Raw genomic sequence first — 6,189 nt, forward strand, 5'->3', positions numbered from 1 at the left:
GCCCTTGAGCGCCTCCTGGCTGCAGCCGCCGCGCGAGGCGTGCGAGGAATTCCAGGATTTGGCCGCTGCCGAATCGTCGAGACCGGCGCGGTCATGATGGCCCATCATCGCGGCGCCTTCCGCCCCGCTCATCGTCCAGTTGCCGCAGGTCTGGTCGGCGATCTTGGTGCCGTCGGGCTTGGAGCCGGTCAGCACGTCGTGGCGGTTGGGCGTGTCGCCGCGGCCGTTGACCGCTTCGCCTTTCTCGTTGAGCGCTGTCTGTTTGGTGATGCCGTTGGCATCGCTGTGCAACGAGGCGACATCGTCGGCGATCTTGACGCCCTTGGCGTTCACCCATGGCCCCTTGCCGATGCGGTCGCGGGCGTCGGTGTCGCTGGTCGACAGATAGGCGGCCCAACTCTTGCCGGTGACGCCGGCGGCTTCCGCCAACGACGCGCAATGCGCGTCGGCGCCCTTGAGGCCGCCGAGGTCGGCACCCTTGCCGGAACCGACACTGGTGACGAAGAAGCTCATCTTGGCATCTTGCGAGTAAGCGGCGCCCGCGGCTGCGATCAGGGTGGCGGCGGTGGCGAGAAGCAGTTTACGCATGTCGGTCCTCCGGTTGGTCTTCGACGGGTTACATCAGAAGAAACGTTGCCGGAGGCCTGTTTAATCCCTACGCATGTCGCCTAAAAGTATGCAGTGGTTTTTGGGAAACCGACATGCGGCAAAAAAGGCTCTAGTTTTATTCCGGCTGGCGATAGGCGACGAACCGATTGTGCTTGGCCTGAAAGATCAATCCGGTCTCTTTCAGGTCCGGGCTGGCCAGCGGCACGATGCGTTTGGCGATCTCGGAGGGATGCGGCAACGTCTCGGGATCTTCGCCCGGCACTGCTTGGGCACGCATGGCGGTGCGGGTGGCGCCGGGGTCGGCGGCATTGACCCGGAGCGGCAGGCTCTGCGTCTCATGCGCCCAGGAGCGCATCATCGTCTCCACCGCGGCCTTGGACGCCGCGTAGGGTGCCCAGAAGGCACGCGCCGAGTGCGCTGCGTTGGAAGACAGGATGATCGCTCGTCCAGCGTCGGAGAGCCGCAGCAGGGGGTCGACGGAGCGGATCAGCCGCCAGGTCGAGGTGACGTTGATGGTCATCACCTTCTCGAAGGTTTTTGCTTCGACATGACCGATCGGCGAGATGACGCCGAGCACGCCGGCATTGGCGACGAGAATGTCGAGCTTGCCCCAGCGTTCGTGGATGGCGCCGCCCAGGCGGTCGATACCGGCCATGTCGGCGAGGTCGAGCGGCACCAGTGTCGCCTGGCCGCCGGCCGCCTTGATCTGATCGTCGAGCTCTTCCAGTCCTCCGACAGTGCGCGCCACCGCAATGACATGCGCGCCGGCTGCAGCCAATTCCTTGGCAATGAAATAGCCGATCCCGCGCGAGGCGCCGGTGACGACCGCAACGCGGCCGGAAAGGTCAAGGGTCATGCGATGGATTCCGGGAATTTGACTAACGCTGATGACGGTCCCGCCTACGTCCCGCTCGTCGCCAGCAGCGACAGCGTGCGCACATTGTCGTGGCCTTCGAAGTCGAGCAGGCGGGTCGGATACTGGCCGGTGAAGCAGGCATCGCAGAATTGCGGCTGGTCGTTGTCGCGGCTGGCCTCGCCGACCGCGCGGTAGAGCCCGTCAATGGTGAGGAAGCCGAGCGAATCGACGCGAATGAACTCGGCCATCTCCTCGATCGACATGCGCGATGCCAGGAGCTTCGATTTCTCCGGCGTGTCGACACCGTAGAAACAGGAGGCGCGTGTCGGCGGTGAGGCGATGCGCATATGCACCTCCTTGGCGCCGGCGTCGCGCACCATCTGCACGATCTTCTGGCTGGTGGTGCCGCGCACGATACTGTCGTCGACCAGCACCACGCGCTTGCCCTCGATCATGCGGCGGTTGGCATTGTGCTTCAGTTTGACGCCCATGTGGCGGATCGAATCGCCCGGCTGAATGAAGGTGCGGCCGACATAATGATTGCGGATGATGCCGAGTTCGAAGGGAATGCCTGCGGCCTGGCTGAAGCCGATCGCCGCCGGCGTGCCCGAATCCGGCACCGGCACGACGATGTCCGCCTCGACCGGGCTTTCAACCGCCAGCTCGGCGCCGATGCGCTTGCGCACCTCATAGACGTTGCGGCCTTCCACCGAGGAATCCGGCCGCGCGAAATAGACATATTCGAAGATGCAGAAGCGGGTCTTCTGCGGCTCGAAGGGGAACAGGCTCTCGATGCCCTTGGACGTGACGACGACCATCTCGCCGGGCTTCAGGTCGCGAACGAAACGCGCGCCGATGATGTCGAGCGCGCACGTTTCGGAGGCCAGGATCCAGGCGCCGTCGAGATCGCCGAGCACCAGCGGCCGGATGCCGAGCGGATCGCGGCAGCCGATCATCTTCTTGGCCGTCATCGCCACCAGCGAAAACGCACCCTCGACCTGTCGCACCGCATCGATGAAGCGCGAGTTCAAATCGCGCTCCTTGCTGGTGGCGACGAGATGCAAAAGCGTCTCGGTGTCGGAGGTGGAGGAGAAGATCGCGCCTTGCTTCTGCAGCGCGCGCTGCACGGTCATGGCGTTGGTCAGATTGCCGTTGTGGGCGACGGCGAAGCCGCCATCGGCCAATTCGGCGAAAAAGGGCTGGATGTTGCGCATGCCGGCGCCGCCAGTCGTGGCGTAGCGCGTATGGCCGATGGCGCGGTTGCCTTGCAGGCTGTCGATGACGCGCTGCTTGGTGAAGGTGTCGCCGATCAGGCCGACATGGCGTTCGACATGGAACTGGCTGCCGTCATAGGAAACGATGCCTGCCGCTTCCTGGCCGCGATGCTGCAGCGCATGCAGGCCCAGTGTGACGATGGCCGCGGCGTCCTGCCGGCCGAAAATGCCGAACACACCGCATTCGTCGTGGAAATGGTCGTCGGCCTCGGCGGAAAGCACGTCGTCTGCGTCTGCCATCTTAAGCTCCGCTAAAATCGCCATATAATGCGGGTTCGCGCCGAAAGCAACGCGGGCCGTGCGGTCGTTCACACCATCGTCGGATCCTGACGCCGTTTTCGGCGTCAGTTTGCCGGCGCCGCCGGTGCCGGAGCGTTGTTGGCCGGAGGTGTTGCGTCATTGTCGTCAGGCGCTGGCGTGTTGGCATCGTCGCCGCCCGCCGGAGCATCCGCGGCCGGTGCGTCCGGAGCAGCTGGCGTCTCGGCGGCCGGCTGATTCGGATTGCGCTTCTTGAGAATCGCGTTTTCCGGATCCTCGGGCAGCAGGCTTTCGAGCTTGGCGCCGATCTGCTCCAGCAGCGGCCGCGACTTGGCCTCCGTGACCCAGGCCGGTGCCTTGGCGCCAGCCAGCCAGTTGAAGAACAGCAGTGCGACGGCGACGACCAGGATGCCGCGCGCGGCGCCGTAGAGGAAACCGAGCGTACGGTCGAGCGCGCCGATCCGCGAATCGATGATCCAGTCGGCGAGCTTCATGGTGATGACCGATACGACGATCAGCGCGACGATGAAGACGACGCCGGCGGCGGCCGCCATGGCGATCTTTTCATTCTCGATGTAGGGCGCGAGGTAAGGCACAACCGGCTTGTAGAAGAAGAACGCCGCCGCTGCCGCCGCTGCCCAGGAGACGACGGACAGGACTTCGCGCGAAAAGCCGCGAACCATGGCGAGCATCGCCGAGACCAGAGTGAAGCCGACGAGAATTCCGTCAAGCAGCGTAATCGGCATGTCTTTCGCCCCACTCCATGAGCCGCATTATAGCGCGGAACATCGGGCTCTGAGTCCGATGCTCTAATCTTCTTCGTCCACGCGGCTTCGGCGTGAGCCGGCTATGCGTGCCACGAGGTCGGCAAGCTCGGTCGGCTGGAAAGAACCGGACCCGATCCCCCCGGCCAGTTCCCCGCTGCCCGAAGGCAGAACCGCGCTTCCAAAACCCAGCTTTTCGGCTTCCTTGAGGCGCTGTTGCGCATGCGCAACCGGCCTCACGGCGCCCGAAAGGCTGATTTCGCCGAAATAGACGCAATCGGCGGGAAGGGCAAGACCGGTGAGCGAGGGAACCAGGGCGGCCGCCACTGCCAGATCGGCCGCGGGCTCCGAAATCCGGTAGCCTCCGGCGACGTTGAGATAGACATCGTGGCTGCCGAAGCGCACCCCGCAATGGGCTTCGAGAACTGCCAGGATCATAGACAGCCGGGCGCCGTCCCAGCCGACGACGGCGCGGCGCGGCGTGCCGAGCGAGGAGGGTGCGACCAGTGCCTGGATCTCGACCAGCACCGGCCTTGTCCCCTCCATGCCGGCGAAAACCGCGGCCCCGGGCGATTTTGCATGGCGCTCGCCAAGGAAAAGCTCGGACGGATTGGCAACCTCGCGCAGGCCCTTGTCCGACATTTCGAAGACGCCGATCTCGTCGGTCGGTCCAAAACGGTTCTTCACCGTACGCAGGATGCGATAGTGATGGCCGCCTTCGCCCTCGAAGTAGAGCACGGCGTCGACCATATGCTCGACGACACGCGGCCCCGCGATCTGGCCTTCCTTCGTGACATGGCCGACCAGCACGATCGCAGCACCCGTGGATTTCGCATAGCGGATCATCGCCTGGGCGGCGGCGCGCACCTGTGTGACGGTGCCCGGTGCCGAATCGGCAAGGTCGGTCCACAGCGTCTGGATCGAATCCAGGATGACGAGATCAGGCCGCTTGCCGTCGGCGATCGTCGCCAGGATGTCCTCGACATTGGTCTCGGCGGCAAGTTCCACCGGAGAAGAGGCGACGCCAAGCCGCTGCGCCCGCAGCCTGATCTGCGCGACCGCCTCTTCGCCCGAGACATAGACGATGCGGTGGCCTTTTGATGCTAGCGCCGCGGCCGCCTGGGTGAGCAGCGTCGACTTGCCGATACCAGGATCGCCGCCGACCAGCAGCGCCGAGCCGCGCACGAAACCACCGCCGGTGGCGCGATCGAGTTCGCCGATGCCCGAAATGATGCGTGGCGCATCCTCGATGTCGCCGGACAGCGTGGTCAGCACCACCGCGCGGCCCTTGCGGGCATTGCGCGTGTTGGCCGGTCCTGAGCCGATGCCGCCGGACGTGCCTTCCTCGACCAGCGTGTTCCACTCGCCGCAGGCATCGCATTTGCCGGCCCAGCGCTGATGCACCGATCCGCAGCTCTGGCAGATGAATTGGACCCGGGATTTGGCCATCAGCGGGATGCTGCTTGAAAATGGTCTGGGCGAGGTTGGCTGGGGTAGGTCAAAAAGCTACTCGAACCTTTCCGGCAGATGATGCTCCTCGGCGAGGTCGGAGAAGCGGGTGAACTCGCCCTGGAAGGCAAGGCTGACGGTGCCGGTCGGTCCGTGGCGCTGCTTGGCGATGATCACTTCGGCCTTGCCCTGGACTTCGATCATCTTCGCCTCCCAGGCGAGATGCTCGGGCGTGCCTTTCTCCGGCTCCTTGTTCTTGATGTAGTATTCCTCGCGGTACACGAACAGCACCACGTCGGCGTCCTGCTCGATCGAACCCGATTCGCGCAGATCGGACAGCTGGGGATGCTTGTCGTCGCGGCTTTCAACCTGACGCGAAAGCTGTGAGAGGGCGATGATCGGCACGCCCAACTCCTTGCCGAGTGCCTTCAGTCCGGTGGTGATCTCGGTGATTTCCTGGACGCGGTTCTGCGACGCCTTGGCGGACGAACCCTGCATCAGCTGGATATAGTCGATGACCATCAGGTCAAGCCCGCGCTGACGCTTGAGGCGGCGGGCGCGCGCCGCAAGCTGGGCAATGGAAATACCGCCCGTCTGGTCGATATAGAGCGGCCGTTTATGGTTCTCCTGCGTGTAGGCAACGAGCTTGCCGAAATCGGCCTCCGTCAGATCGCCGCGCCGGATTTTCGACGATGGGATCTCGGTCTGCTCGGAGATGATGCGGGTGGCCAGCTGCTCCGACGACATTTCGAGCGAGAAGAAACCGACGACGCCGCCATTGGCCGCCTTGACCGAACCGTCGGCCTGCTGGGCAGGCTCATAGGCGGCAGCGATGTTGTAGGCGATGTTGGTGGCCAGCGACGTCTTGCCCATGCCTGGGCGGCCGGCGATGATGATCAAATCCGAAGGCTGCAGGCCGCCCATGCGGTGGTCGAGATCGCGCAGGCCGGTGGCAATGCCGGACAGGTGGCCATCGCGC

6 protein-coding genes are annotated in these 6,189 nt (G+C 64.6%); all 6 read right to left on the reverse strand.

Translation table 11 applies throughout. The features are described from left to right. The coding region (locus tag EN893_RS14560) for a hypothetical protein (RefSeq protein WP_128361607.1) at positions 1 to 588 on the reverse strand (588 nt) is incomplete at its 3' end. A gap of 136 nt (positions 589 to 724) precedes the next feature. Further along, complete coding sequence (locus tag EN893_RS14565; RefSeq protein WP_013532529.1) at positions 725 to 1,465, reverse strand: SDR family NAD(P)-dependent oxidoreductase; 741 nt, start codon at positions 1,463 to 1,465, stop codon at positions 725 to 727. A gap of 44 nt (positions 1,466 to 1,509) precedes the next feature. After that, positions 1,510 to 2,979 carry an amidophosphoribosyltransferase gene (gene purF / locus EN893_RS14570; RefSeq protein WP_013532528.1) on the reverse strand — a complete coding sequence of 490 codons (1,470 nt, stop codon included), beginning with the start codon at positions 2,977 to 2,979 and terminating at the stop codon, positions 1,510 to 1,512. A 104-nt stretch (positions 2,980 to 3,083) separates the two neighbouring features. Beyond that, on the reverse strand, positions 3,084 to 3,743 hold the full coding sequence (locus EN893_RS14575; RefSeq protein ID WP_128361608.1) for a CvpA family protein: 660 nt from the start codon (positions 3,741 to 3,743) through the stop codon (positions 3,084 to 3,086). 63 nt (positions 3,744 to 3,806) lie between these two features. Continuing rightward, entirely contained in the window at positions 3,807 to 5,210 is a 1,404-nt protein-coding gene (gene radA, locus EN893_RS14580) for a DNA repair protein RadA (RefSeq protein WP_128361609.1), read from the reverse strand. Positions 5,211 to 5,267: 57 nt separating this feature from the next. Then, positions 5,268 to 6,189 (reverse strand): replicative DNA helicase (locus EN893_RS14585; protein ID WP_128361610.1); only part of this gene is annotated, 922 nt, incomplete at its 5' end.

Origin of the sequence: Mesorhizobium sp. M7A.F.Ca.CA.004.04.2.1 (assembly GCF_004022825.1) — a bacterium.
In the GTDB taxonomy this organism is placed as follows: Bacteria; Pseudomonadota; Alphaproteobacteria; order Rhizobiales; family Rhizobiaceae; genus Mesorhizobium.

Excerpts from the sequence above, each read along its gene's own strand:
- EN893_RS14565 (WP_013532529.1), bottom strand. The coding sequence starts at position 1,465 with ATGACCCTTGACCTTTCCGGCCGCGTTGCGGTCGTCACCGGCGCCTCG.
- purF (WP_013532528.1), bottom strand. The coding sequence starts at position 2,979 with ATGGCAGACGCAGACGACGTGCTTTCCGCCGAGGCCGACGACCATTTC.
- EN893_RS14575 (WP_128361608.1), bottom strand. The coding sequence starts at position 3,743 with ATGCCGATTACGCTGCTTGACGGAATTCTCGTCGGCTTCACTCTGGTC.
- radA (WP_128361609.1), bottom strand. The coding sequence starts at position 5,210 with ATGGCCAAATCCCGGGTCCAATTCATCTGCCAGAGCTGCGGATCGGTG.